This is a genomic window from Paracoccus sp. MC1862 (assembly GCF_016617715.1).
Taxonomy (GTDB): domain Bacteria; phylum Pseudomonadota; class Alphaproteobacteria; order Rhodobacterales; family Rhodobacteraceae; genus Paracoccus.
The window spans coordinates 2,119,725-2,146,248 of the sequence record NZ_CP067225.1 but is presented as its reverse complement, the minus strand read 5'-3'; the positions used below and the strand labels follow the sequence as shown (position 1 = coordinate 2,146,248).

16 protein-coding genes are annotated in these 26,524 nt (G+C 69.7%); 10 read left to right on the top strand and 6 right to left on the bottom strand.

Annotated elements, in window-relative coordinates:
- On the bottom strand, window positions 1-624 hold the full coding sequence (locus JGR78_RS18170; protein WP_234450952.1) for an enoyl-CoA hydratase/isomerase family protein: 624 nt from the start codon (window positions 622-624) through the stop codon (window positions 1-3).
- 93 nt (window positions 625-717) lie between these two features.
- Between JGR78_RS18170 and JGR78_RS10590 the strand changes: the two genes are divergently transcribed.
- The 4 genes from JGR78_RS10590 (at window position 718) to JGR78_RS10575 (ending at window position 5,090) form a co-directional block, all read left to right on the top strand.
- Window positions 718-2,310 (top strand): DUF2125 domain-containing protein, encoded by a 1,593-nt coding sequence (locus tag JGR78_RS10590; RefSeq protein WP_234450715.1) that lies wholly within the window; start codon window positions 718-720, stop codon window positions 2,308-2,310.
- A 74-nt stretch (window positions 2,311-2,384) separates the two neighbouring features.
- A complete protein-coding gene (locus JGR78_RS10585; RefSeq protein ID WP_182790764.1) occupies window positions 2,385-3,743 on the top strand; it encodes a TldD/PmbA family protein in 1,359 nt (452 codons plus the stop codon).
- Window positions 3,730-4,551 carry a 3'(2'),5'-bisphosphate nucleotidase CysQ gene (locus JGR78_RS10580; protein ID WP_182790763.1) on the top strand — a complete coding sequence of 274 codons (822 nt, stop codon included), beginning with the start codon at window positions 3,730-3,732 and terminating at the stop codon, window positions 4,549-4,551. Before JGR78_RS10585 ends, JGR78_RS10580 begins: the two co-directional genes overlap by 14 nt.
- Complete coding sequence (locus JGR78_RS10575; RefSeq protein ID WP_182790762.1) at window positions 4,548-5,090, top strand: flavin reductase family protein; 543 nt, start codon at window positions 4,548-4,550, stop codon at window positions 5,088-5,090. The genes JGR78_RS10580 and JGR78_RS10575 overlap by 4 nt, the downstream gene beginning before the upstream one ends.
- A 3-nt stretch (window positions 5,091-5,093) precedes the next feature.
- On the opposite strand, the gene JGR78_RS10570 is transcribed toward JGR78_RS10575, so the two are convergent.
- From JGR78_RS10570 to JGR78_RS10555, 4 genes are read right to left on the bottom strand one after another with little or no spacing between them, the layout of a single operon-like run.
- A complete protein-coding gene (locus tag JGR78_RS10570; protein WP_182790761.1) occupies window positions 5,094-5,786 on the bottom strand; it encodes a membrane integrity-associated transporter subunit PqiC in 693 nt (230 codons plus the stop codon).
- A gap of 4 nt (window positions 5,787-5,790) precedes the next feature.
- The gene (locus JGR78_RS10565; RefSeq protein ID WP_182804682.1) at window positions 5,791-8,184 is read right to left on the bottom strand and encodes an intermembrane transport protein PqiB; all 2,394 of its coding nucleotides are present in this window, start codon (window positions 8,182-8,184) and stop codon (window positions 5,791-5,793) included.
- Window positions 8,181-8,855 (bottom strand): paraquat-inducible protein A, encoded by a 675-nt coding sequence (locus JGR78_RS10560; protein WP_182790759.1) that lies wholly within the window; start codon window positions 8,853-8,855, stop codon window positions 8,181-8,183. Before JGR78_RS10560 ends, JGR78_RS10565 begins: the two co-directional genes overlap by 4 nt.
- A complete protein-coding gene (locus tag JGR78_RS10555; RefSeq protein WP_182790758.1) occupies window positions 8,852-9,589 on the bottom strand; it encodes a paraquat-inducible protein A in 738 nt (245 codons plus the stop codon). The genes JGR78_RS10560 and JGR78_RS10555 overlap by 4 nt, the downstream gene beginning before the upstream one ends.
- A gap of 113 nt (window positions 9,590-9,702) precedes the next feature.
- On the opposite strand from JGR78_RS10555, the gene JGR78_RS10550 reads away from it, so the two are divergent.
- The 6 genes from JGR78_RS10550 (at window position 9,703) to JGR78_RS10525 (ending at window position 17,075) form a co-directional block, all read left to right on the top strand.
- Window positions 9,703-11,292 (top strand): GMC family oxidoreductase, encoded by a 1,590-nt coding sequence (locus JGR78_RS10550; RefSeq protein WP_182790757.1) that lies wholly within the window; start codon window positions 9,703-9,705, stop codon window positions 11,290-11,292.
- Window positions 11,293-11,355: 63 nt separating this feature from the next.
- Window positions 11,356-12,120, top strand: coding sequence for a flagellar motor protein MotB (locus JGR78_RS10545; protein WP_182790756.1), 765 nt, complete (start codon window positions 11,356-11,358; stop codon window positions 12,118-12,120).
- A gap of 85 nt (window positions 12,121-12,205) precedes the next feature.
- The gene (locus JGR78_RS10540) at window positions 12,206-13,519 is read left to right on the top strand and encodes a flagellar hook protein FlgE (RefSeq protein WP_182804680.1); all 1,314 of its coding nucleotides are present in this window, start codon (window positions 12,206-12,208) and stop codon (window positions 13,517-13,519) included.
- A gap of 21 nt (window positions 13,520-13,540) precedes the next feature.
- Window positions 13,541-14,980, top strand: coding sequence for a flagellar hook-associated protein FlgK (flgK, locus tag JGR78_RS10535; RefSeq protein WP_182804678.1), 1,440 nt, complete (start codon window positions 13,541-13,543; stop codon window positions 14,978-14,980).
- Window positions 14,977-15,972: a flagellin gene (locus tag JGR78_RS10530; protein ID WP_182804676.1), complete on the top strand. Its 996-nt coding sequence runs from the start codon at window positions 14,977-14,979 to the stop codon at window positions 15,970-15,972. Before flgK ends, JGR78_RS10530 begins: the two co-directional genes overlap by 4 nt.
- Entirely contained in the window at window positions 15,972-17,075 is a 1,104-nt protein-coding gene (locus JGR78_RS10525; RefSeq protein WP_182790752.1) for a flagellar basal body P-ring protein FlgI, read from the top strand. Before JGR78_RS10530 ends, JGR78_RS10525 begins: the two co-directional genes overlap by 1 nt.
- Window positions 17,076-17,879: 804 nt before the next feature.
- Here JGR78_RS10525 and JGR78_RS10520 read toward each other — a convergent pair.
- Window positions 17,880-26,435: a GH36-type glycosyl hydrolase domain-containing protein gene (locus JGR78_RS10520; protein WP_200559298.1), complete on the bottom strand. Its 8,556-nt coding sequence runs from the start codon at window positions 26,433-26,435 to the stop codon at window positions 17,880-17,882.
- Window positions 26,436-26,524: the final 89 nt, after the last annotated feature.

Genomic DNA, 26,524 nt, shown 5'->3' with positions numbered 1-26,524 from the left:
TCAGCCGCCCCGGATCAGCCGCTTGATGCCCGCCACGTGATCCTGCGTCGCGCCCAGCGCGTCGGCGGCCAGTTCCTCCGCCGTCTCCATCAGCGCGTTCCCCGGCACGATCCGGTCCAGCAGGCCCCAGCCCAGCGCCGTTTCCGCCTCGATCCGCTGCCCTGCCATCAGGATCATCGCCGCCCGCGACGGCCCCGCCAGCGCCGCCAACCGGGCGGGGTCCGAGGGCTGCGGCAGAAAGCCCAGCTTCATCACCGGGTAGAAGATGCGCGCCTCGGGCACCGCGATCCGCAGATCGCAGGCCAGCACCATCCCCAGCGCGCCCCCGGCCGCCGTTCCGTTCAGCGCGGCAATTGTCAGCGCAGGGGCCTCGGCGATAGCGGCCGACAGTTCCTCCCACAGCGGCGAGGTTGCAAGCCCCGCCCGCGCGGCTTCAAGGTCGGCTCCGGCCGAGAAGACGCGGCCTTGCCCCGTCAACACGATGGCGCGGGCGCCCTGGGCCGAGGCGTCACGCAGGGCGGCGATCAGCGCCTGGATCATGCCCTCGGTCAGGGCATTGGCCTTGTCGGGCCGGTTCAACAGGATCGTGAAGAACCCGTCCCGCGTGCAATTCGTTTCGATCAAACCCACTGCCTCCTTTGATGCGGCGCCCGGATATGCGAGATTCGCCCTGCCGCGACCAACCACGCCGCCGACGTTTCTTGAAGGAATCGCTTTATGTTCTTGCGAACGACCACCTCTGTACTGGCCGTGCTGGCCTGGGCGGCCCCCGCGATGGCCGATGTCACCCCTGCGGAAGTCTGGCAGAACTGGGTCGAATACTACAAGGCCAACGGCTACACCGTCACCGAGGGCGCGCGGGACGAGGCGGGCGAGACCCTTACCCTGCGCGACGTGGTGATCGGCTACGAGGTGCCCGAGGACGAGACGCGGGTCGAGTTCCGCACCCCCGAGATCACCCTGACCGGCACCGGCGACGGCCGGGTGCGGACCACGCTGGCGGAAACCACGCCCGCGACCGCAAGCTTCCGCAATTCGGACGGAGAACAGGTGACGCTGAACGGATCCCTGACCGCGCGGGACACCGAGATCGTCTCGGGCGGCACCGCCGCCGACATGACCCATGACACCCGCTCGGGCGAACTGACGCTGGCGCTGGATACGGTGCAGACCGGGGAAGAGACGCGCCAGGTGCCGGTCACGCTGAAGCTGCTGAACGCCACCAGCCGCCAGCAGATCGTGGATGCCGACCTCATGCGCTTCGACGCGACCATGGCCGCCGAGCGGGTCGAGTTCGCCGCCGCCTATGCCGACCCCGAGGATGCGGAGTCGCCGGGCCGGGTCAACGTGACAAGCTCTCTGACGGGGCTGCAGGGTTCCAGCACGGGCACCATTCCCAAGGGGGCGGATGCCTCCGAGGACATGGCGGCCGCCTTGCGGGCGGGCATGGACGTGAGCGCGACGATCTCGGCCGGACCGGGCAGCCTGGACCTGGACTTCGCCGGGAAGGACGAGGAAGGGCAGGAGGACACCGTCCGCGCCAACTCGGCCCTGCAGGGGTTCGAGGTGACGCTGGCGCTGGGACCGGACGGGCTGAAATACCAGGGCGCGCTCGATTCGACCCGGACCGAGCTGACCGTCAGCGACCTGCCCGCGCCGATCAGCTATGCCATCGAGGAAGGCACCTTCGACGTGCAGTTCCCCGTGCTGAAAGCCGACGAGCCCGCGCCCTTCAAATTCGCATATTCCGTCGCCGGGCTGACGCTGGCCGACAGCGTCTGGGACCTGTTCGACAGCGCCCGCACCCTGCCGCGCGACCCGGCCAGCATCGACATCGACCTGACCGGGTTGGTGCGCGTGGCCATGGACCTGTTCGACCCGGCGCTGATGGCCGCGGACGGGCCGACCCCGCCCGGCACCGACGAGATGCAGGCCGACGGCAGCGCCGCGCTGCCCGATCCTGCCGAGGAGGAGGCGCCCAGCCCCTTCGAGCCGGTGCAGGTCACCATTAACCAGTTCGCCATCGACGCGCTGGGCGCCAGCATCGACGCCTCGGGCGAGTTGGCGGTGCCGGAAGGCGGCGACCCGGACCAGCCGGTGGGCGCGGTGAATGCGCGCCTTGAAGGCATCGACGGCCTGATCGACCGGCTGGTGCAACTGGGCGTCATCGCGCAGGAGGAAGTCGCGGGCTACCGCCTGATGCTGGCGCTGTTCGCCCGCCCCGCGCCCGAAGGCGGCGACGCCATGGTGGCGGATTTCGAGTTCCGCGAAGGCGGCCAGATCTTTGCCAATGGCCAGCAGGTGAAGTAACACCGGGCATCGACGCCATATCGCGGGGGCCGGCGCCGTCCGGCCCCTTCGCGCATCCAAGGGAAGGCATGTCCATGACCCGATCCGACCCCCATGACCTCGCCCGGCTGACCGGGGCGCTGCTGTCAGCCGCCCGCGCGGCCGGCGCGACCGAGGCCGACGCCCTGGCCGTCTCGGGCGAGTCGCTGTCGGTCGAGGTCCGGGGCGGGGCGCTGGAACAGGCCGGGCGCGCCGAGGGCGTCGAGATCGGGCTGCGGGTGATCGTCGGCGGCCGGCAGGCCTGCGTCTCGGCCAGCGAACGGTCCGACCGCACCATCCGCGAGATGGCCGAGCGCGCCGTGGCGATGGCCCGCGAGGCCCCGGTGGATGACAACGTGGGGCTTGCCGACCCCGCCCAGCTTGCGCGCGACCGCGACGCGGCGGCGCTGGAACTGGACGACGGCGCGCCTGCGCCGGAACCGCCCGCGCTGCTGGACATGGCGCTCAGGGCCGAGGCGGCGGCGCGGGCGGTCGAGGGCATCAGCATGGTGGAATCGGCCGGCGCCTCGGCCATGCACCGGCGGATGTGGCTGGCGGGCACCAACGGCTTTTCAGGCGGCTACGACCGCAGCAGCCACGGCCTTTCCGCCGTCGCCATCACCGGCGAGGGTCTGGGGATGGAACGCGACTGGGCGGGCGAGGCCCGCGTCTGGGCCGAGGACCTGCCCTCCCCCGAGGAGATCGGCCGCCTTGCGGGCGCGCGCACCGTGGCGCGCAAGGGCGCGAGGAAGCCCCCGACCGGCGCCTTCCCGATCCTTTACGACGAGCGTGTGGCGGGGTCGCTGCTCTCGCACCTGCTGTCGGCGGTGAACGGCAGCGTGGTGGCGCGGGGGTCGAGCTGGCTGCGGGGCGACATGGGCCAGCCGGTGCTGCCGCCGGGCTTCGACCTGTCCGAGAACCCGCGCCAGCCGCGTCATCCGGCCTCGCGCCCCTTCGATGCCGAGGGGCTGGCGACCGCCCCGCGCATGATCGTGGCGGATGGGGTGCTGCAGGGCTGGACGCTGGATCTGGCGACCGCCCGCAAGCTGGGGATGGCCTCGACCGGGAACGCCATGCGCGGCACCTCCTCGCCGCCCTCGCCGGGGATCACCAATGTCGCGCTGACGGCGGGAAAGGCCAGCCCCGAGGACCTGATCCGCGGCATGGGGCAGGGGCTGGTCGTGACCTCGATGCTGGGGGCCTCGATCAACGCGACGACGGGGGATTACTCGCGCGGCGCGGCGGGCTTCTGGGTGGAGAACGGGCAGATTGCCTATCCCGTGAACGAATGCACCATCGCCGGGAACCTGCGCGAGATGCTGATGCGGATCACCGCCGCCGATGACCTGCCCGACTGGCGCAGCCTGCGGGTCCCAAGCCTTCTGGTCGAAGGGATGACCGTTGCCGGAAGCTGACCTCGACCTGATCACCCGGGCAGCCGAGGACGCCGGGCAGATCGCCTTGGCCCATTGGCGCGGCGAGTATCGCCATTGGGAAAAGGACGCAGGTGCCGGTCCCGTGACCGAGGCCGACCTGGCCGTGAACGCCGCGCTTGAGCAGGTGCTACGCGCCGCCCGTCCCGATTATGGCTGGCTCAGCGAGGAAAGCCCCGAGGACCCGCGCCGCGCGGATGCCGCCCGCGTCTTTGTCGTCGATCCCATCGACGGCACCCGCGCCTTTATCGCCGGCGAGGACGGCTTTGCCGTAGCGGTGGCCGTGGTCGAGGATGGACAGCCCATCGCCGGCGTCGTCCACCAGCCTGCCCGCGGCGTGACCTATGCGGCCGCGGCGAATGGTCCCGCCACCCGCAACGGCCAGCCGATCCGCCCGCGCGCCGCGCGGCTGGAGGGCGCGGAGGTGCTGACCACCAAGGCGGCGCTGGACCCGATGTTCTGGCGCGGCGGGCGGGTGCCCCCGTTCAGGCGCAGCTTCCGGCCGTCGCTGGCATGGCGGCTGTGCCTTGTGGCCGAGGGGCGGTTCGACGCGACGCTGTCGATGCGCCCGGTCTGGGAATGGGACATCGCGGCGGCAAGCCTGATCGCCGAGCGGGCGGGCTGCGGCGTGACCGACCGGCGCGGGCATCCCCTGCGCTTCAACCGGATGCCGCCACTGGGGGACGGGCTGATCGTCGCAGCCCCTGCGTTGCACCGCGAACTGATCGCGGCGCTGGACGTTGAGCCGCCGGAACTCGCGGGGCTTGGAACCGGAAAGGCCGCAGGATGATCCGACTGCCCCCCGAGACGCTCGACCGCCTGGCCGATGCGATCAGCTTTCAGCCCGACAACGAACCGGGTCGCGTCTTTCGCGAGGCATTGGGCCGTTTCGCTACCGGCGTTACGGTGGTGACGACCACGGGGCCGCAGGGACCGGTGGGGATGACGGTCAACAGCTTCACCAGCGTCTCGCTGGACCCGCCGCTTGTGCTGTGGTGCCCGGCGCGGTCTTCCTCGCGCCACGCGATCTTTGCGGATACCTCGGCCTGGTCGATCCATGTGCTGGGGGCCGAGCAACTGGACATCTGCCTGCGCTTCACCCGTGGCGGTCCGCAGTTCGAGGGGCTGGAGCTTGGCAAAACCGCGCTGGGCACGCCCCTGATCCCCGGCGTGGCGGCCCGTTTCGACTGCCACGCCCATGCGGTCCATGACGGCGGCGACCACAGCCTGCTGCTGGGCCGGGTGGCCGAGGTCACGGTCGGCGGGCCGGACGACCATCCGCTGGTCTTCGCGGCGGGCCGCTTCGGCGCGTTCCAGCCCGGCGAGTAGGCCTCAGCCCAGCGGCTCAAGGTCCGGCAGGGGCTCCAGCGGCGGCAGCGGGTCCAGCGTGAAGATCGGGTCCGTGCGCGGCACGCTGGTGCGGACTGTCGCCCCCGGCCCGCCCAGCGTCGCGATCTGCGCCGCAAGCTGGGCGATGGCCGCGTTCTGGGCGGCGGCGATGGCGCCGGGCGCGGCGGGGGGATTTCTTCCGCTGGCGGGTTGCGCCCCGGGGATCGGAACGGCGATGTCGAAGTTGCGGGCATGGTTGGTCCCGCCCGCGCTGTCCTGCGAGACGTAATAGCGCCCGCTCAGCCGGTAGACCCCCTCGCGCTGCGCCAACGCCTTTTCCACCCGCACCAAAAGCCTCCGCCGCGGTGGCTCGGCCAGCGGCCAGGGCTCGGCGATCACCGTCGCCCCCGACATGTCCGAGATCGCGCGGGCGAGCGTCAGGGTGAAGGCGCGTTCCGGCACATCGGCCCACAGGTTGCGCGGATTCGACCGCACCGCGCCGTCGGCGGTCTGCCAGGCGATCTCGCCGTTCCCGGCATATTCCGGCAGCGACACGTCGGCCAGCTCGGCGGTCCCGAGATTGTTGGCCACCCGCATGGCCGGGGTCGGCGGGTCGATCAGGAAGCGCGCCGTCTTTTCGGGGTTCGAGCAGCCGGCCAGCGCCGCAAGGGCCAGAAGCGAGATTGCAAGGCGCATGGTCTTATCGTCCCAGGATAAAGGCGCGCGGGTTGCGCTCGATGGAGGAAGCGAGGCTGCCGAAGGATTCGGCCGCCCGGCGCAGGCTGCGCAAGGTGTTGACGGTTTCGGTGTTGAAGGCGCCCCGGTCGCCATAGGCGGCGATCACCGCCTCGGCCCGCGCGGCAAGCTGCTGGAAGCGCAGCGACAGGCCGGGCAGGGTGCTGGCCGCCTGCGCGATCTGGTCGGCCGCCCGCCGCGCCGATTGCAGCGCCGCGTTCAGGTTGCCGGCGGCGCCGCCTTCGCGCAATTCGTTCATCAGCGCCGAGGCCGCCTGCAGCGTGTCCGACAGGTTGCGCGGCAGTTGTTCGGCATCCTCGCTGCCCAGCATTGCGCGCAGGTCCTCGATCAGGCCAGTGGCCGAGGCGCTGATGCCGGCGAAGTCGAACTCCTCGACGGCGATGGCGGCTTCCTCCATCTCGGCCACCATTTCCGGCACGTCGGCGGCAGCCTCGGTGACGGCGGCGGCGGCGGCGCTGGCCTCGTCCATGAAGCTGGCCACGCGTTCCGCGATCCGGCCCTCGCGCATGTCGGCGGCAATCGCCCCGATGTCGCCCGCGGCGGAACCCAACTGGTCCACGGCATCGCCCAGCCGTCCGGGCAGGCTGCGCGCGGCATCGGTCCCCAGCACGCCGCGGATGTCATCAACCGCCGACTGGATCGAGGCGCCCAGGCTGGCGAAATCGACCTCGCGGATCGAATCCGTGGCGGTTTCCACGTTCTCGGCGATCTGCGGCAGGCGGTCGGCCACGCCGTTCAACTTGCCTGCGATCTCGTTGGCCGTGGCGGTGGCGCCGGCCACGTTTTCCACCACGCCCGAGGCGCGCAGTTCCTGCGTGGCGCTGCGGATCTCGGTCATCGTGACATTCGCCTCGTCGATGGTGCGGCGCAGCGATTCCGGGATCGCGCGGGTGTCCTGCGAGCTTGTGATGGCGGTGACGCTGTTCATCATGTCGGTGGCGGATTTCAGCAGTTCCTCAAGCCTGAGGTTGCCGATGCGGGCCATGAAGCCCTGCGCCGTGGTCGAGATGTCCGACAGGTCCGGGGGCGCCGAGGGGATGATGGGATAAGGCTCGGCATTCGTAACGATCCGCGCGGCGGGCACGTCGGGCAGGTCCACCAGTTCCACCATCAGCGAGGTGCCGAGGAATCCCGCGCCGGTCACGCGGGCGCGCAGGCCCTGTTCGACGCCGCCGGCCAGGAAGGCCAGCGCGTCCTCGGGTCCCGCATCGTCCGGCAGGCCCATGCGCTGCGGAGAGACCGCCAGCGTGATGTCTTGCAGCACCTGTCCCAGCTGGCCATCGGGTCCCTCGGTCACGCGCACCGAAAGGCCCGTGACCCGTCCGACGGTCAGGCCCTGGAACTGGACGTCCGCGCCTTCGGTCAGCCCCCGCACCGCGTCCGTCATCAGCATGGTCAGCCGCAGTTCGTCCTGCGGCGAGGCGGCGAACAGGCTGTTGCCGGCCGTCTGCCGGTCGGGCTGCAACTGGAACACATGGCCCGCCTGCACCGGTTGCCCGCCCGAGGACAGGGTCGCGAACTCGGCCCCGCCCTGCAGCAGCGAGGACAGCGAGCTGACGTTCAGCGATATGCCCTGCGCCCCGAGCGACACCGAAAAGCCCGAGGTGTCCCAGAACACCGTTGTCGTGGTCAGTTGCTGGTCATGTGGCGCCTCGATGAAGACGTCGGCCACCACGGATTCCTCGTCTTCCGACAGGCGCAGGTTCTGCATCTGCCCGACCGCGAGGCCGCGATAGAAGATCGGGGAGCCCTCGCTCATCCCCGAGGCGTCGCTGGCGGCAAGCTGCACCCAGGTGCCCCGTTCGTTGCTGCGGGTCAGGGGCGCGCGTTCCAGCCCCTCGTGAACGCCGAGTTCGGCCGTGCCCGGCTCATTGTCCCACCAGCCCTCGATGAAGGCGCCGGTCAGCACGGTGTCGAGGCGCGAGATGCCCTGCGCGGAAACCTGGGGGCGGACGATCCAGAACTCGGCCTCGTCGTCGATGAACTGGGCAATGTCCTTGTCCACGCGGATGTCCACGATCACCCGTTGCAGGTCGGGAGTGAAGCGCACGGCCTCGACCCGGCCCACGGGAATCTCGCGGAAGCGCAGCTCGGTTTCGCCCGGCGTGATGCCGGTGGCGTCGTTGAAGGCGACCGAGATCTCGGTCCCACGCCCGGTGTAGGCGTTCCAGGCCAGCGCCATCGTGACCAGAAGCGCGATGATCGGCACGGCCCAGATGACTGAAACGCTTGCGCGGGCCGCGCGGGCGGCGGTGCGGCGCACGGGGCTGGCCGGGCGCAGCGGCGCGCTGGCCGCATCCGTGCGGGTTGTGTCGTCCTGCGGAGGCATGTCGGTCATTCGGCGGTCTTGTCCTTGCGACTGCGAAGCGGCAACCCGCGCCAGATCAACCGCGGGTCGAAGCTGAGCGCCGAAAGCATGGTAAAGGCCACCGACAGCGCAAAGCTGGCGGCGGCCGGGCCGGGGTGGATCGAGGCCACAAACCCCAGTTGCACCAGCGCCGACAGGATCGCCACCACAAAGACGTCGATCATCGACCAGCGGCCGATGAATTCCACCGCCTCCAGCGCGCGCAGGCGGGTGTGGGCGGCCTCGACGGTGGCGGGCTTGCCCGCGACGCGGGCAAGCCAGGCGATCACGATGAACTTGCCGATCGGCACCACGATCGAGGCCACGAAGACGATCGCGGCGACACCGTAGCTGCCGTAATGCATCAGCGAGACCACGCCACCGAGGATGGTGGATTCGGTGTTTCCCCCAAGCCCCAGGAAGGTCTGCGTGCTCATGATCGGCCACAGGTTCGCGGGGATGTAGAAGATCAGCCCGGCCAGCCACCAGGCCCAGACGGCCTGCAGGCTGCCGCGGTCGGGCAGGACCAGCCGCGCGCCGCAGCGCCCGCAGACAGACGTTGCTTCCGGCCAGACCCGGCCGCAACCGCGGCAGCCGACAAGCCCGGCGCGGTGCGCGGTTAGGATCGGGGCGTGGTGGGACGGCCCGTCATGGCGGCTCATCCGGCGGTATCCGGGGCAGGCTGCGGGCCTTCGGCCATGCGGCGGTCGCGGGCGGCGGCCTCGGCGTCGGGCACGACCTCGCGTCCGTCGGTGAAGGCGCCGCGGTCTTCAAGCGTGTCCCAGATCGTCGCCGCGCAGGTGAAGACGTCGCTGGCTGCGCCGACCACGATCAGCGCGCAGAAGGCCCAGAAGGCAGGGCCGAAGCTGATCGTCGCCAGTCCTCCCACCTTGACCAGCGCGACCGAGGTGCCGATCACGAAGATCTCGGCCATCGACCACGGCCGCAGCAGTTCCGACAGGCGGAAGGCCGCGCCCGCATGGCGTGCGGGCCGGCCCTGGCCGCGCAGCGGCAGCAGCACATAGACCAGCAGCACCGCCCGCAATGTCGGCAGGCCCACGATGAAGGCCAGCACCGCCACCGTCAGCGGCATCAGCCAGCCGTCCGAGAAGGCCATCGCCACCCCGAAGAGCGAGGTCGCATTTCCCAGTCCCATGCGCGAGATTTGCAGGAACGGAAAGAACACTGCCGCGACCATCAGCACCAGCGAGGTGAAGGACAGCGCCACGATCTGGGTGAAGGCGCCCTCGCGCGGGCGGGCCAAGACGTGGCCGCAGCGGATGCAGGCGGCCTTCTCGCCGTCATGCAGCTCGGTCTCGACATGCAGCGCGTCGCAGCGCGGACAGGCGATCAGCCCCGCGCCAGTCCGCATGTCATATTGCCCCGCCTCGATCATGGGGCCAAGATAAGCCCGTCGCGCCGTCGCGCAAGCGCGCCGCTGCGTCTGCCTGTGCTTGCCCCGGCCTGCGGCGCTGCTAGCATCGCTCGCCACAAGGGAGGGGTGTCAGGATGCACGATGTCGTCATCGCAGGCGCAGGCAGCGCCGGCTGTGTTCTGGCCGCAAGGCTGTCCGAGGACCCGCGCCTGCGCGTCCTGCTGATCGAGGCGGGCGACAGTGATCGCTATCCCTGGATCCACATCCCGATCGGTTATCTTTACTGCATCGGCAACCCGCGCACCGACTGGATGTATCACACCGCCCCCGATCCGGGACTGCACGGGCGGCAGTTGCTTTATCCCCGGGGCCGGGTGCTTGGCGGCTGCAGTTCGATCAACGGGATGCTGTATCTGCGGGGGCAGGCGGCGGATTATGACGGCTGGCGGCAGATGGGCTGCACCGGCTGGGGCTGGGACGATGTCCAGCCCCTGTTCCTCAAGTCCGAGGATTATTTCGCCGGTGCATCGGAACATCACGGCGCGGGCGGGCCGTGGCGGATCGAGCGGCAGCGGTTGCGCTGGGACATCCTCGACGACTGGGCCAAGGCTGCGAACGAGGTCGGCATCCCGGCGACGGAGGACTTCAATACGGGCAACAACGAGGGCGTGGGCTATTTCAAGGTCAGCCAGAAGGCAGGCTTCCGCGTTTCGACCGCCCGCGCCTTCCTGCGTCCGGCAATGCGGCGGCCGAACCTGACGGTCCTGACCGGCCGGCACGTCCGCCGCGTCGTCTTCGAGGGCCACCGTGCCGTCGGGCTGGAGCTTTATGCTGACGGCCGCGCGGAAATCCTGCGCGGCGGCCAGATCGTGTTGAGCGCGGGTGCCATCAACACGCCCCAGATCCTGCAGCTTTCCGGCATCGGTCCCGGCGCGCTGCTGCAGGAGATGGGCATCCCCGTGCTGCGCGAGGCCCCCGTGGGCGAGAACCTGCAGGACCACCTGCAGCTGCGCTGCAGCTGGAAGGTGTCCGAGGCGCGGACGCTGAACCAGCTTGCCCGCCGCTGGTGGGGCAAGGGGATGATCGGGGCCGAATACGCCTTTCGTCGCACCGGCCCGATGAGCATGGCGCCCAGCCAGCTTGGCGCCTTTGCCCGGTCCTCGCCCGACGTGGCGACGCCGGATCTGGAATGGCACGTCCAGCCGCTGAGCCTGGAAGCCTTTGGCCAGCCGCTGCACGACTTCGCGGCGATCACGGCCAGCGTCTGCCACCTGCGGCCCGAAAGCCGGGGCCATGTGCGGATCGCCTCGCCCGACCCCATGCGTGCGCCGGTGATCGCGCCGCATTACCTGTCCACGCCCGGCGACCGGCTGACCGCGGCCCGCGCGATCCGGCTGACCCGCCGCATCATGACGCAGGCTCCGCTGACGAAATACCGACCCGAGGAGTTCAAGCCGGGGCTCTCCTATGAGAGCGACGAGGAGTTGGCCCATGCCGCCGGGCTGGTGGGCTCGACCATCTTCCATCCCGTGGGCACCGCCCGGATGGGCGCGGACGAAGGCGCGGTCGTGGACCCGCGCCTGCGGGTGCGGGGCGTCGAGGGGCTGCGTGTCGTGGACGCCTCGGTCATGCCTGCCATCACATCCGGCAACACCAATGCGCCGACGATCATGATCGCGGAAAAGGCGGCGGTGATGATGACCGAGGAAATGCGCGGCATTTGATCCGTTAACGCCCCCGCAGGATTTGGTCTGCTAGACCCGCCCTCGTGCAGTTGAGGGTAGCCGATGCCGTCAGACAGGAACGCCCCGCCGATCATCATCAGGCGGGTTCAGGGTGGGGCCGAGGCCGGCCACCACGGCGGCGCGTGGAAGGTCGCCTATGCGGATTTCGTGACCGCGATGATGGCCTTCTTCCTGCTGATGTGGCTGCTGAACGCCACCACCGAAAAGCAGCGCCAGGGGCTGGCCGAATATTTCGACCCGACGATCGTGAACTCGACCTCGGGCGGCGCCACGGGAATCGACGGGGGAAAGTCGGTCGAGCCTCCGGCGGACCATTCGGCCGAAAGCGTCTCTGGCGACCAGCAGTTGCAGGAGATCCAGCGCGCCCTGCAGGATGCGCTGACCGGCAGCGGGGCGGAATCGATGCAACGGGTGAACCTGCTGCGTCATGTGGTGACCCGGATGACGGATGAAGGGCTGGTGATCGAACTTGGCGATGTCGCCCGCGCGCCCCTGTTCGAGGGCGACAGTCCGCAGCCCATGCCGGTGCTGCGCGACCTGACCGCGATCCTCGCCACCGTTCTGGGACGGGTCAGGAACCAGGTCGCGATCGCGGGCCATGTGCGGGGCTTCCCCGAGATGCTGATCGAGAATCCGGTCTGGCCGCTGTCCGACCAGCGCGCCCATGCCGTGCGGGAACTGCTGGTGCAGGGGCGGCTGGACCAGTCCCGCATCCAGCGCGTCACCGCATATGGCGACAAGCGGCCGAGGAACGCGAACGCGATGGACCTGGCCAATAACCGGATCGAGGTGATTTTACTCAGATGAGGTCTGCAAGGGTGGTGGCGTTAGCGGGAAATTAAGCCATCGCGGAAATCATGCAGCGAATGACGACTCAAACAGGGTGATCCGAATGTCGATTTCCTCGTCCCTCAATGCCGGGGTTGCCGGACTGGCTGCAAATGCGACGCGGCTTGCCGGGATCTCGGACAACATCGCGAACTCCGGGACGTTCGGATACAAGCGCGTGGACACCGACTTTGAAAGCATGGTGATCAACCAGGCGCGTGGGGCCGGGCTTTATTCGGCAGGCGGCGTGCGGGCCACTACCTCGCGTCTGATCGACGAAAAAGGATCGCTGGTGGCATCGTCGCACCCCCTCGACATCGCCACGTCGGGGCGGGGGATGCTGCCGGTGATGCCCTCGGTGCTGCTTGGCAGCGGCATGGGGGACCGGCAGATGATGATGACCTCGACGGGTTCGTTCCGCCCCGATGCCGAAGGTGTCCTCAGGACCGATTCGGGGATGGTGCTGATGGGCTGGCCTGCGAATCTCGATGGCTCGATCCCGGTCCATCCGCGCGACTCAGTGGGCGGGCTGCAGCCGGTGGTGCTGACCCAGAACCAGACCTCGGCCGACCCCACCACGCGTGTCACCCTGGGCATCAACCTGCCGGCGAACGCGACCCGTCCTGGCGCGGCGGGCGTGCCGGAGACGACGGCGGTCGAATATTACGGCCCCCTCGGCCGGTCCGAGAACATGTTCATCACCTTCACGCCAGCGATCCCGACCGGTCCCGCCGCCAGCAACGCCTGGAAGATGGAGATTCGCGACGGCAACGGCCCCGCCGCCAGCGTCCTCGGCAGCTATGAGCTGGCCTTCGACGGCAGCCATTCCGGCGGCGGGACGCTGCAATCTGTGACGACGCTTTCGGGGGGCGCCTATGATCCCGCGACTGGCGCGCTGTCGCTGACGGTGCTGGGCGGGCCGGTGACGATGAACATCGGCCGGCCCGGGGATGTGGGTGGGCTGATGCAGCTCGACAGCGCCTTTGCACCCACGAACATCACCAAGAACGGCTCTCCCGCCGGGCACCTGACGACTGTCGAGATCGACGAGCACGGGATGCTGCGGGCGGCCTATGACACCGGCTTCATCCGCACGATCTACCAGGTCCCGCTGGTCGATGTGCCGAACCCGAACGGGCTGATCGCGCTGAACAACCAGACCTACCAGGTTTCGCCGACCTCGGGTTCATTCTACCTGTGGGACGCGGGCGACGGGCCGACCGGGGCGGTCGAGGGCTATGCCCGCGAAGCCTCGACCACCGATGTCGCGGCCGAACTGACCGACCTGATCCAGACGCAGCGCGCCTATTCCTCGAACGCCAAGGTCATCCAGACCGTGGACGAAATGCTGCAGGAAACCACCAACATCAAGCGCTGAGCCGCTGCGGGATAGCCGGACATGAGCCTGTCGAATGCCCTGACGAATGCGGTCTCGGGCCTGGTGGCCGCCTCGCGCGGGACCGAGGTCGTGGCCTCGAACCTCGCCAATGCCGCCACCCCCGGCTATGCCCGGCGCGAGTTGCAGATGGCGGCGCGGCCGCTGGTTTCCGGGGGCGGAGGCGTGCATGTCGATGGCGCCGTGCGTATGGTTCAGGGCGCGGTTCTTGCGCAGGCCCGCCTTGCCGGGGCCGAAACGGCGCGTGCGGAAACGCTGGCGGGATTCCACAAATCGGTCTCGGACGCGATCGGGGTGCCGGGCGAGGCGGGATCGCTGACCACGCTGCTGTCGCAACTGGACGGCGCGCTGGTTGCGGCGGCGGCCCGCCCCGAAAGCGAAGCCGGGCTTTCGCAGGCTGTCTCGGCCGCGCGTGATCTCGCCCGCGCCTATAACACGCTGGGCGCCCATGTGCAGGACGCCCGCAGCGCCGCGGACCGCGCCATCGGGGCGGATGTCGAGGCGCTGAACTCGGGGCTGAAGCGGATGGCCGAGCTGAACCGGCAGATCACCGTCCAGATGGCCGGCGGCAAGGATTCGAACGCCCTTCAGGACGAACGCCAGCGGATCATCGACGGGCTGTCGCTGGTCGTCCCGCTCAAGGAACTGCCGCGCGAGGGCGGGCGGGTGGCGTTGTTCACGGCGGAAGGGGGCGTGCTTCTGGACGGCTTCACGCCCGCCAGCCTTGAATTCACGGCCGTCGGACTGGTGACGGCCGACATGAGCGCGGGTTCACCGGCGCTGGGCCTGCTGAGGCTGAACGGTGAGCCTGTTCCCCCTGGGCAGATGGGCCGCTTCGCCGGCGGCAGGCTGGCGGCGAACTTCCAGATCCGCGATCTGGACAGCCCCCTGGCGCAGGCGCGGCTGGATGCCGCCGCCGCCGACCTGCACGACCGCTTCGCCGCCGTCACCCCCAATCCGACGGCGGGGGCAATCGCGTCGGGGCTGTTCACTGATGCCTTCTCCGGCGCGCCGGGTCTGGCGCAGCGGATTGTCGTCAGCGCGGCGGTTGATCCGGCAGCAGGCGGGGCCGTCTGGCGACTACGGGACGGAATGGCGGCGGCGGCGCCAGGGCCGGTCGGAAATGCGGACCTGCTGATGCGGATGCAGGAAGCGCTGGGCGGGCTGCGTGCCGCGCCGGGCATCGGTGCGGTGCCGCGCAGCGCGGCGAGCCTCGCGGCCGAACTGACCTCGCTGGCCGCCTCCGGCCGGCTTTCGGCGGAACGCGACGTGACAACCGCAACGGCGCAGTCCTCGACCTACGACACCATGCTGCGGCAGGACGGCGTGGACAGCGACCGCGAGATGGAGACGCTGCTTGCGCTTGAACGGGCCTATGCGTCGAACGCCAAGGTTCTGCAGACAGTGGATGACATGATCCAGACGATACTGAGGCTGACATGACGGGTTTCACTTCGGTCGGCGACCTTTCGCGTTCTGTGCTGCTGAGGCAGGCGAACGCGCACCTCAGGTCGCGCCTGCTGACACTGACCCAAGAGGCGGCGACGGGCCTCAGGTCGGACGTCCCCGCGGCGCTGAACGGGCAGATGGGTCCGCTCGCGCAGCTTCAGGACCGGCTGTTGTCGCTGCAGGCGCATGAACAGGCGGCTGCCTTGGCGCGATCCGAGATGGACGGGCTGCAAGGCGCGATGGAGGCGATGCAGAAGCTGGGCGCGGGTCTTCTGCCAGCGGGCAACATGGCGGACGCCACGAGCCTGGGGATAAGGGTCATGGAAGCGCGACAGGATTTCCATTCGGCTGCGCGGCTGCTGAACGTCTCGGTGGCGGGGCGGCATGTCCTGTCGGGAACGGCGGTCGACACGCCGCCGCTGTCCGGCCCGGCCGACATGCTCGCCGGTGCCAGGGCGCAGGTTGCGGGCCTGACCGATCCCGCCCAAATCGCCGCGGCGCTGGACACCTGGTTCGCCGCGCCCCCCGGCGCCGGAGGCTTCGCCGACGCGCATTTCCATGGCAACACCAAGGCGCGCGAGGTTCCGGTCGCGCCGGGCGAAACGATCCGTCTTGAACACAACGCGCTTGACCCTGCCTTCCGAGATCTTCTGAAAGGTCTGGCGCTGGGGGCGCTTGCAACCGATCTCGGCCTGTCGGGCGCGCAGAGCGCTGGGCTGCTCGACGAAGCCGGCAGAAGGGTTGCCGCTGCAACAACCGCCCTGACCTTGCAGCGGGCGGATCTGGGCTTCCAGGAGGCGGCGCTGGAACGCGCCGCAGCCCGAAGCGCGGCTGAAACGACGGCGCTTTCACTCGCCCGATCCGACATGCTTTCGGCCGACCCCTATGAAACGGCGACCGCCCTGAACCAAGCCGAAACGGGCCTGCAGAATCTTTATGCGCTGACCTCGCGGCTGTCGCGCCTTTCCCTGACGGATTACCTCTGATGGCGTATCTCACGCGGCTCATCGCGCTACTTGTCCTGCTGCCGGCGCTGGCCTGGGGGGCGCCGGTCCGCATCAAGGATCTTGCGACGGTGGATGGCGTCCGGGGCAACGACCTGCTGGGCTACGGCCTCGTCATCGGCCTGAACGGCACCGGCGACAGCTTGCGGAACACGCCTTATACCGAGGAGATGCTGGGCAGCCTGCTGGAACGCCTCGGCGTCAATGTGACCGGCGAGAGCTTCCGGCCCAAGAACGTCGCCGCCGTGATGGTGACGGGAACGCTGCCGCCCTTTGCGCGGGCGGGCGGCCAGATCGACGTGACCGTGTCCGCCATTGGCGATGCGAAAAGCCTGCTGGGCGGCACGCTGATCATGACACCGCTGAACGCGGCGGACGGCGAGGTCTATGCGGTGGCGCAGGGCTCGATCATCGCAGGCGGGGTCTCGGCGGAAGGAGATGGGGCCTCGGTCGTCCAGGGGGTGCCGACTTCCGGCCACATCCCCTCGGGCGCGCGGGTCGAGCGTGAGGTCGATTTCGACTTCACCCGGATGACCAGCTTCCGCCTGGCCCTGCGGTCCGCCGATTTCACCACCGCCGCGCGGATCGAGAAGGCGATCAACGACGACCTCGGCGGCGGCGTGGCGACGCTTCTGGACGCGACGACGATCTCGATCGATTCCGCCGGTCTCGGCACGGTGAACCCCGCACGACTGGTCGGGCGGATCGAGAACCTGCTGGTCGAGCCGGAAAGCCGCGCTCGCGTGGTCGTCGATCACCGCTCGGGCACGATCGTAATGGGCGAGGAGGTGCGCATCTCGCGCGTCGCCGTCTCGCAGGGCAACCTGACCCTGCGGGTCCGCGAGACGCCGATGGTGTCGCAGCCCAATCCCTTCTCGCCGGGCGAAACCGTGGTCGTGCCCCGCACCGATGCCGAGATCACGCAAGAGCCGGGGATCGGCTTCGCAGAGGTCAGCGGCGAATCCTCGCTGTCCGACGTGGTGGCAGGGCTGAACGCGCTGGGGGTCCGCCCGCGCGAGCTGATCGACATCCTCAAGGCGGTCCACGCCGCGGGGGCGCTGCATGCCGAGTTCATCGTGAACTGACGGGGAATAAGGTGGTGTATCGGCAGGCGCGCCTTGGTCTGGCTTGCACATGCCGACTTTGCCGAGGGAGGGCGATCCGACGAAAGGGGCAGTGCTGCTATGGCTGCCGCGAGGGCGAGACGCTGCCGATGTAGCTGCCGCATCGATCCAAGTGCAAGAGGGTGCGGGCGGGTGGCCGCGGTTGCCCAAGGTCAGGACCGGCCATCTAAGCCAGAAGATGACGGCGGCAGTGCACAGGCTGAGAGGAACAGGTCCCCGCAACGTGTGTGGGGAAGCGCGATGCTTTTCCGGCCCTTCAGGCGTGAAGGCGTTCTCGACGGGGCACCGTTTCTTGCAGAGCCGTCGGTTGTGGGATGTCGGTCATCCACTCCGGGCCTCCCCTGCGTCTTCGGGAAATGCGCCGAAGCCGATCAACCTGTTCGTCCGTCAGCCAGAACTGCATGCTCATCAAGTCTCCGGAAGTCGGGTCACATGAACCGGCTACCTCAATGAACCACTAGAGTCCTTGCCGGTCCTGACACGAGAGGCGCGACTTGCAATGACCTGTGTGGCCGGAAGGAGAATGAAGCGTCGCTGCAGTGACTGCCCGGCAGGGCGCTTGATCTACCGCTGGGGCGCGTGACCGGCATGGCCTTGCTCGCCTGGAAACGGGCTCGCGCGGACGCTCACAGGCCATCGTGCATAGTGGCGTTGATCCGGATCCTGCCCCAAGCCAGTGCCCGGATGCGGGGAGGGCGTCCCGCTTCCGGTGCAATCGGCATGTCGCAGGAACCAGCGGTGCCGCTGAACGCAGCGCGGCTGGTCTCAGCCTCCCTCACCTCTGTCCGACACCCCCTTCCCGGCAAGACCGGGCAGGGAGAGCAGCCGGTTCGTCACGGGCTTGCCGTCCAACGTCACCCTCAGCCCGCCATCCTGCCGCGTGACCGCCATCTCATGGGACATCCCCTCGATCGAGATAGTCGCGCTGAAGCCCGGCCAGCCGTCGGGCAGGCTCGGGTCGATCTCGATGCCTTCGGGACGGCGGCGGATGCCCAGAAGGCCCTCGACGGCAGCACGGTAAAGCCAACCGGCCGAGCCTGTGTACCAGGTCCAGCCGCCACGCCCCATCTTGTCGCGGGCGGCATAGACGTCGGCTGCCACGACATAGGGTTCGACCCGGTAGATCTCGGCCGAGCGGGCGTCGAGCGCATGGTTGATGGGGTTCAGCGCGCTCAGCAGGTGGTGGGCGCGGTCTCCGTCGCCGCTGCGGGCCAGCGCATAGACCATCCAGGCGGCGGCATGGGTGTACTGCCCGCCGTTCTCGCGCACGCCCGGCGGATAGGACTTGATGTAGCCGGGTTCGGCCTCGGTGTTCTGGAAGGGTGGGGTGAACAGCTGCAGAAGCTGGCCGTTGCGGTCGAAGAGCTGCGCCAAGGCGGCGTTGACGCCGTCCTGCGCCCGGTCCGCCCGACCTGCGCCCGAGATCATCGCCCAGCTTTGCGCGATGCTGTCGATGCGGCATTCCGGGCTGCCCGCCGAACCGAGCGGGGTGCCGTCGTCGAAGAAGCCGCGGCGATACCAGGCGCCGTCCCAGCCGGCATCGTCCAGCGCCTGCGCCACCCGCCGGGCGTGAGCCTCCCATGCCTCGGCGCGGGCCTCGTCGCCGCGGGCGCGGGCAAGCGGGGCGAAGGCGGCGATGGTGTCGCAAAGGAACCAGCCCAGCCAGACGCTTTCGCCGCGCCCTTCCTCGCCCACGCGGTTCATGCCGTCGTTCCAGTCGCCACCGAGGATAAGCGGCAATCCATGTTCGCCGGTCCGAGCCATCGCAAGGTCCAGCGCACGGGCGCAATGTTCGTAGAGCGGCGCTTCCTCGCCCGCGGGCTGGGGCTGGTAGAAGCGGTCGTGCTCGCCCGGTTCAAGCGCCGGGCCGGAGATGAAGGGCACGGTCTCGTCAAGGATCGCGGCGTCGCCGGTGGCTGTGACGTAAAGGGCGGTGATGTGGCCCAGCCAGACCACGTCGTCCGAGATCATCGTCCGCACGCCTGCGCCGGTGCGCGGCAGCCACCAGTGCTGGACGTCTCCTTCGGGGAACTGGCGCGAGGCCGCGTTCAGGATCTGGCGGCGGCAAAGCTGCGGATCCTGCAGGATCAGGGCGCTGGTGTCCTGCAACTGGTCGCGGAAGCCGAAGGCGCCCGAGGCCTGGTAGAAGGCCGTGCGCGCCCGGATGCGGCAGGCCAGCGCCTGATAGGGCAGCCAGGTGTTGACCATCAGGTTCAGCGCCGGGTCAGGCGTCTGCACCTGCAGGCGGTTCAGCACCTCGTCCCAGCCCGCGCGGGCCGAGGCCAGCGCCCGATCAGTCCCATCCGGCGCGAGTGCCGCGCGCAGCACGTCGCCGATGTCGTCCTGCGGGGCGTTGGCAAGGACCAGCGTGGTCGCCACGGCCTCGCCCGGCTGCAGCGCCAGCGGGATGCGGAGGGCTAGGCAGGGATCGCCCGCCGCATCCTCCTGCGGCCATGACTGCAGGGCGGCGGGATGGCGCAGGTCCCCGAAACGGCCAACGAAACCGGCGCGGTCGCCGCAATGGGCATCCGCCGGGCGGTCGCAGGCAAGGGCCGTGATCCGGTTCGCGTGTTCGGTCGAAAAGGCGTTCCGCGCCAGCGTCGCGTTCAGCAGCGGATCAAAGAAGGTCTGCACCATCGGCGCCGTGCGGGTGCGGTCGGTGCCCAGCACCAGTTCCGCGAACGCCATGACCTGCAGGTTCAGCACCCGCCCGCTGCGGTTCGTGACCGTCAGCCGGGTCAGCCGCGCGGGGGCCGCCTCGGCCAGCGTCATGACGGCCTCCACCGTCACCCAGCCGTAATCAGCGGTGAAGCGCGAATAGCCCAGCCCATGGGCGATCTCGTGGACGGCCGCAGGATCGTCCGACAGCCCCAGGAAGGGCGTCGCCGTCCGGCCGGTCGAGGGATCGTGGATCAGCAGCGCCTCGCCGGGACGGTTCGTCACCGAGTCATTCGACCAGGGCGTGATCTGGTAGTCGCGCGAGTTCACCGCCCAGGTATAGGGCGCGCCCTCGGCCGAGACATGGAAGCCGAAATCCTCGCGCGCGATCACGTTGATCCAGGGATGCGGGGTCGGGCGGTCATGGCCCGGACGCAGGACATATTCGCGCCCGTCGGGCGAGAACCCGCCAAAGCCGTTCCAGAACATCAGGGGCGAGCGCGAAGGCTCGGCGGGCTTCGGGTCGCGCCGGTCGATCAGCACCGGCGCCCGGTTGCGGGGCAGGGCGGCGGGCACCGCCTCGCGCAGCCGGTCGATCTGCTCGGCCAGCCGCCCGTTGCGGGTGTGCAGCATGATCCGCGCGGCCGAGACCAGCGTGTCGAAGCTGGCCTTGCTGATCTGGTCGCGGCGGACCGCGTGGACATGGCGGGGCGCGTCCGGCCCCGCTGCCTGCCAGGCGGTATCGACCAGCATCTGGATGGCGTGTTGCAGGTCCTGCACATAGCTCGACGCGCGCTCGTTCAGGATCACCACGTCATGCGCGACGCCGCGATGGCGCAGGAACTCGTGCATCCTCAGCGCCTCGCGGATGATGGGCAGGTCGGCCTCGTCGTCGGTCCGCAGAAGCAGGATCGGGTCGTCGCCTGAAATGCCCAGCGGCCAAAGGTCCGACTGCGGCCCCAGTTCCGTCCGCCGCTTGGGGGTGGCCGCCAGCCGCAGATCGGGCCAGATCAGCAGCGCCGCGTACGAGCGGAACAGCTTGGCCTCGTCCAGCGTCACATGCAGGTGGCGCAACTGGACCTGCGAATAGGTCCAGGCCAGCCGCAACTCGTGTTCGAAGACGGCAGGGCGGGCGAAATGCGCGGCCATGCGGTCGCGTTCCTCGGCGGTGTCGGCGATCAGCGTCCAGAAGACAAGCGAGACGCTTTTGCCCGCGGGCACCCGCACCCGGCGCCGGATGGCGAAGACCGGGTCCAGCGTGTGCCCGTGCGCCCCCGTCAGCGTGGCGCCGCGGTCGAGTGCCGCGGGATCGCGGATGCTGCGCCCGCGCCCGATGAAGGCGCGGCGGTCGGTTTCCGCCTCGGCCCCCGGCGTGATCGCGCCCTCGGGACCGGCGACCAGATGGGCCATGTGGACCGAACGGCCCCTGGGGTCGCGCGGCCGCCGGTCGGCGGCGATCAGCGTGCCGCCGTCGCGGATCTCCGTCTGCACGAACATCTTGGAAAAGGCCGGGTGGGCCCGGTCCGAGGCCGGGTTGTCCAGCACGATCTCGCCATAAGAGGTGATCTCGATCGTCTTGTCGGACCCCGAGCGGTTCCGCAGCGTCAGCCGCCGCCCGTCGGCATGGCCGCCCGCGGCGGCGATGACCTCGAGCCGGCTTTCGATGGCATTGGCGGTCTTGAGGAACTCGGCCTTGTGGTCGGCGAAGACGACGCTGGACCGCTCGTCTGTGCCCGCGCAGGGGGAATGGGTGGCTGACCACCATTCTCCCGACTGCATGTCGCGCAGGAAGACGAAGATGCCGCCGTCGTCCATCGTCGGATCGGGCGACCAGCGGTTCAGCGCCACGCCCCCCAGCACCGACCGTCCGGCACCGGTCGAGGACAGGATGGTCGAGAAGGGACCGTTCGACAGCAGCGCAACCTCGCGGTCGGCGCGGGCGGGTTCGTCCACGGCAGTCAGCGTGTCGCCGTTGCCTGCGGTTCCGCGCCGGCCCGCCGCGCTGGTGGACGGTGTGCGCGTCACCGGGGTGATGTCGCGCGGCGATTTTTCCTGCAGCAGCAGCTCGGATGCGCGGACCACCGGATCGGCGTGGAAGCGTTCGCGGTGGATGCCGTCCATCACCGTGTTGGCGATGGCCATGATCGACATGCCGTGGTGGTGCGCCATGACGTTGCGGACGATCTCGTGCTTGCGGCCCTCGCGCAGTCGCGCGGGGGCGAAGTCCACGGCGTCGTAGAAGCCGTACGGCCCTTCGGCGCCCATCTCGCGCAGGCGCGCAAGGTTGCGGGCGGCGTCATGCGGGCGGATCTGCGCGGCCAGGATCGTGGCATAGGGGGCCACCACATATTCGCCGTAAGCCCGTTTCAGCGCCAGCACCGGCACCCCGAAGGCGTAATACTGGTAGTTCATCTGCCGGTCGCGGGCGTTGAAGGCGCTTTCGGAAATGCCCCAGGGCACCCCGTGCGACCGGCCCCAGTCCATCTGGACCTGCACCGCCATCATGTTGGAATGGTTCAGGATGCCGCCCTGCCGTTCCTTCAGCAGCAGGGGCGGCATCAGGTATTCGAACATGCAGCCCGACCAGGACAGCAGCACCCCCTGGTGGCCGACTGTGGCGAAGGGGCGGCCCAGCCGCGCCCAGTGTTCCTTGCTGATGTCGCCCTTGGCGATGGAAAGGAAGCTGGTCAGCCGCGCCTCGGATGCCAGCAGGTCGTAGGAGCTTTCGTCGAGCTGGTCGTCCAGCGGTCGGTAGCCGATCGACAACAGCATCTTGTCCTTCTGGACGAACAGGCCGAAGTCCATCCCGAAGGCCAGCGCCCGCGCCCGTTCCGCCAGCAGCCGGGTCCGCAGCATGAAGACCTCGATCGCCTCGCGCCCCTCGGGAGCGGGGGTCATCACGTCGCGCGCGTCGCGTTCCAGCAGATGCGCCCAGGCCAGCACCTCGGCGGCCCCGCCCTGGGTGGCGGCGTCCAGTTCGGTCGAAAGCCGGGTGATCTCGGCGGCGCGTGTGGTCAGTTGCGCGGCCGCGATCGGGTCCGAGACGGGGCTGCCGTTGGTCTGTTCCAGCGCCGCCTGCATCCCCGCCACGGCGCCGTCCAGCGCTGTCTGCAGATCGCGCAGGCTGCGCCGGCCCTTGTCCAGCGCCTCGAGTTCCAGCGCCAGGTTCGCCAGCGCGTCCTTCAAGCCCCCGGTGCGCCGCCTGCGGACCGAAGGAGCGTCGTCGGCCCAGACCCGCAGCCCTGCCGACAGCGCGATCAGAAGCCCCGCGAGGTTGCCGCTGTCCACCGCCGAGACATAGGGCGCAGGCAGCACCGCGAGGTTGCGGGTGTCGTACCAGTTGAAGAAATGGCCGCGGAAGCGGGCCATCCGCTCCATCGACGAGATCGTCGCGTCGATCCGGTCCATTGCGCTGTCCAGCCCGATCCAGCCGAAGTCGCGGGCCGACATCACCGACATCAGGTAAAGCCCGATGTTGGTGGGCGAGGTGCGCTCGGCCAGCTTGGGCTCGGGGTCGGCCTGCCAGTTGTCGGGGGGCAGGTGGTTCGTCTCGGGGCCGACGAAGGCCTCGAAATAGCGCCAGGTCCGGCGGGCGATGCGGCGCAGCTCGGCCTCGTCCCCGGGGGGGACGATCAGCCGGTCCTCGGTTTCCAGGGGGCGCGAGGCGCGGTCCATGATCCAGGGGGAGGCGATCCAGATGCCGCCGATCACCAGCGCCACCGGCAGAGCGACCGGGTTCAGGACCGCGGTGGCAAGGATGCCCAGCGCGCCGATGACGGGCGAGGCGGCCATGCGCCGGTATTCGCCCCGGACGCCGTCGCCTGCCGCCCGCTCCAATTCGCGGGCGGTGCGCCATTCCAGCAGGTTGCGGCGGCTCACGAACATCCGCCACAGCGCCCGCCCGATGGCGTCCACCGAGGCCGCCGCCCGGTGCGCCGCCGTCCCCAGGCGCAGGCCGAGCTGGGTGATATAGGTCATGAGGTCGCGCCCCATGTGGCGCAGGTGATAGTCCCAGGACACGCCATAGCCGGGGCGGAAGATCCGCATGTCGATCTGCAGCACCGGCACCAGCGCGACCAGCAGGATCAGCGCCGCCTGCCACAGGATCGGATAAGCGCCCGGCAGCATCAGCCAGCCCGCGATCGAACCCGCGACCCAGAAGGGCGTGACCAGCGACCGGCGCAGGTTGTCCACCATCTTGAAGCGTGACAGCCCCGACAGCCCGTTACGGGGATCAAGGATCAGCGGCAGCAACTGCCAGTCGCCGCGCGTCCAGCGGTGCTGGCGGCTGGCCTCGGTGGCGTAGCGGATGGGGAAGTCCTCGACCACCTCGACATCCGTGACCAGCGCCGAACGGGCGAGGCTGCCTTCCAGCAGGTCGTGCGACAGGACCGCGTTTTCCCTGATCCGGTCGCCGATGGCGCGTTCAAAGGCGTCCACGTCGTAGATGCCCTTGCCGGTGAAGCTGCCTTCCCCGGCAAGGTCCTGGTAAAGATCCGAAACGGTGAAGACGTAAGGGTCCAGCCCCCGGTTGGCCGAGAAGATGCGCTGGAAGACCGAGGCCTCGGCCCCGGTCGTCAGCGAGGGCGTGACGCGCGGCTGCATGATGCCGTAGCCGCGGATCACCACCCCGTCCTCGCGGTGGACGGGGCGGTTCACGGGATGCGCCATCTTGCCCGCCAGCGCGCTGACGGTGTCGCGCGGCAGGCGGGTGTCGCTGTCCAGCGTCACGACATAGCGGATGCCTTCGGGGGGCGTGGGACCGGTCGGCAGGAAGCTGGTGCCTTCGTGCCCGCGCAGAAGCTGGTTCAGTTCGGCCAACTTGCCGCGCTTGCGTTCCCAGCCCATCCAGACGCCTTCCGACGGGTTCCACTGGCGGCTGCGGTGCAGAAGGAAGAAGCGCCGGATGCCGCCATGGTCATAGCGGTCGGCCAGCGCGTCGATGCGCGCGCGCGCATGGGCCAGCAGCCGCTCGTCGTCGGGCAGGGACTCGGTCGGCGCATCCTTCCAGTCCGACAGCAGCGCGAACGAGACATCGCCCAGCGGATTCGCCAGATAGTGCGATTCCAGCATGCCTGCCAGTTCGTCAATGGCGTCCACCGAGGTGATCATGCCGGGGATGACGACCAGCGTGCGCGATTCCGGCGGCACCCCCGCGCGGAAGTCATAGGCCGGCAGGCGCTGCGGCGGGATCACCCGCGCGGCGATGAACGAGATCGCCTGCATCGCCGTGTCGGACGCGGGCAGCACCGCCAGCGTCAGCAGCAGCGCCACCTGCCAGCCCGCCAGCCCGAACGAGGGCAGCGCATGGCCGAGCAGCGAAATCAACATCGCTGTGATGGCCAGCAGCGGCAGCGCCAGCATCCACCATCCCGCCCCCTGCGCGGGCTGCGCGAGGCGCTCGACCGGGCGCGGGCGATAGCCGCAGGCGCGGCGGAAGTCCCTCCGCCGGGCCCCGACCAGAAGGTGGCCGACCTCGGCGCGGCTGCCAGCAGGCTCGTCCCGCGCCGAGGCGTCGGCCCGGCCCTGGTCGATGGCGCGCTGGGCCACCTGCATTTCGGTCAGGTCCGAGCGGCGGGCGATCCGCTCGATGGCGCTGCGATAGTCCGCGCGGGTGGCCTGGTCGAGCCGGTCGAACTCGGTCGCGCGGCTCAGCAGGGCATCGACGTGGCTGACGCCCTCGAACCACTCGAGCCAGTCGATCTCGCCCATCCGGCGCAGGCTGCGGATGATGTTGCCGACGGTGACGTTGCCGCGCGACTGGCGCGCATATTCGGCCTGCACGGCGCGGTCCCCCGCCCCGGCGCTGCCGAGCCGGCGTTCCAGCGCCTTCAGCGCCGCCTGCGCCTCGGCGCCGCCGTCGCGCAGGCGGTAGAACAGTTGCGCGGCCACGGTGTCGTCGATGACAAGGTCGCCATGGCGGTCGATGACGGCGGCTGCGGCGCGGCTGCCCTCGATCTCGGCCAGCTCGTCGGCGATGGCATTGGCCAGCACACGGCGGTCGCGCGCCTGCGCCACCCGGTCCGACAGCCGCCGCAGGTTCTCGACCAGCACATAGCGCAGGAAGGTCGGCACTGCCCACAGCTCGGCGATGTCCAGCACCGCCACCGACTGATAGCCGCGCAGGAACTCGGTCAGGCCGTCGCCGGTGACTTCCGAGTTGGTCAGCGCCACGAAGAACCAGGCGATCACCAGACTGCGCGGCGCGGTGCCGCCGCCGGACAGTTCGACTTCGGGCAGGCGCCTGAGGAAGTCGGGGCCGAAGGCCTGCCGCAACTGGCGCAGGTTTTCCTCGACCATGTGGTGGTTGTCGATCAGCCATTCGGCGGCGGGGGTGATCGCCTCGTCGCTTTCATCGGCGGCGACCGTTTCGAGGTAGTTGCGCCGGATCGCGGCCTGGTTGTCGATCAGCCGCCGAATCGGCCGCTCGGGCGCGTCGGCCAGATCCGGCCGCAGGGTCGAGGCGAGTTCCCGCCCCGCATCATGCAGCGTGCGCCCGGTCCAGATGTCCAGCCGGATCGGCCGGGGCATCGCGGGCCAGGACGGGGGAAGCCCGTGCCCGCGCGTGCCGTCGCGGTCGCCGTTCCGCGGCAGCAGGCCAAGAAAAGCCCTGCCGCCTTCGCGGCGGCGCCCACGCGCGATCCGTGATCTGTATCTGGCCATGTCCTGTCCCGGTTGATTGTGCCTGCGACCGTGGGGCGGCGCCGGGGAAAGCACAAGCCCGCGGCAGAGTTCCCGGCGCGGTCCCCCGG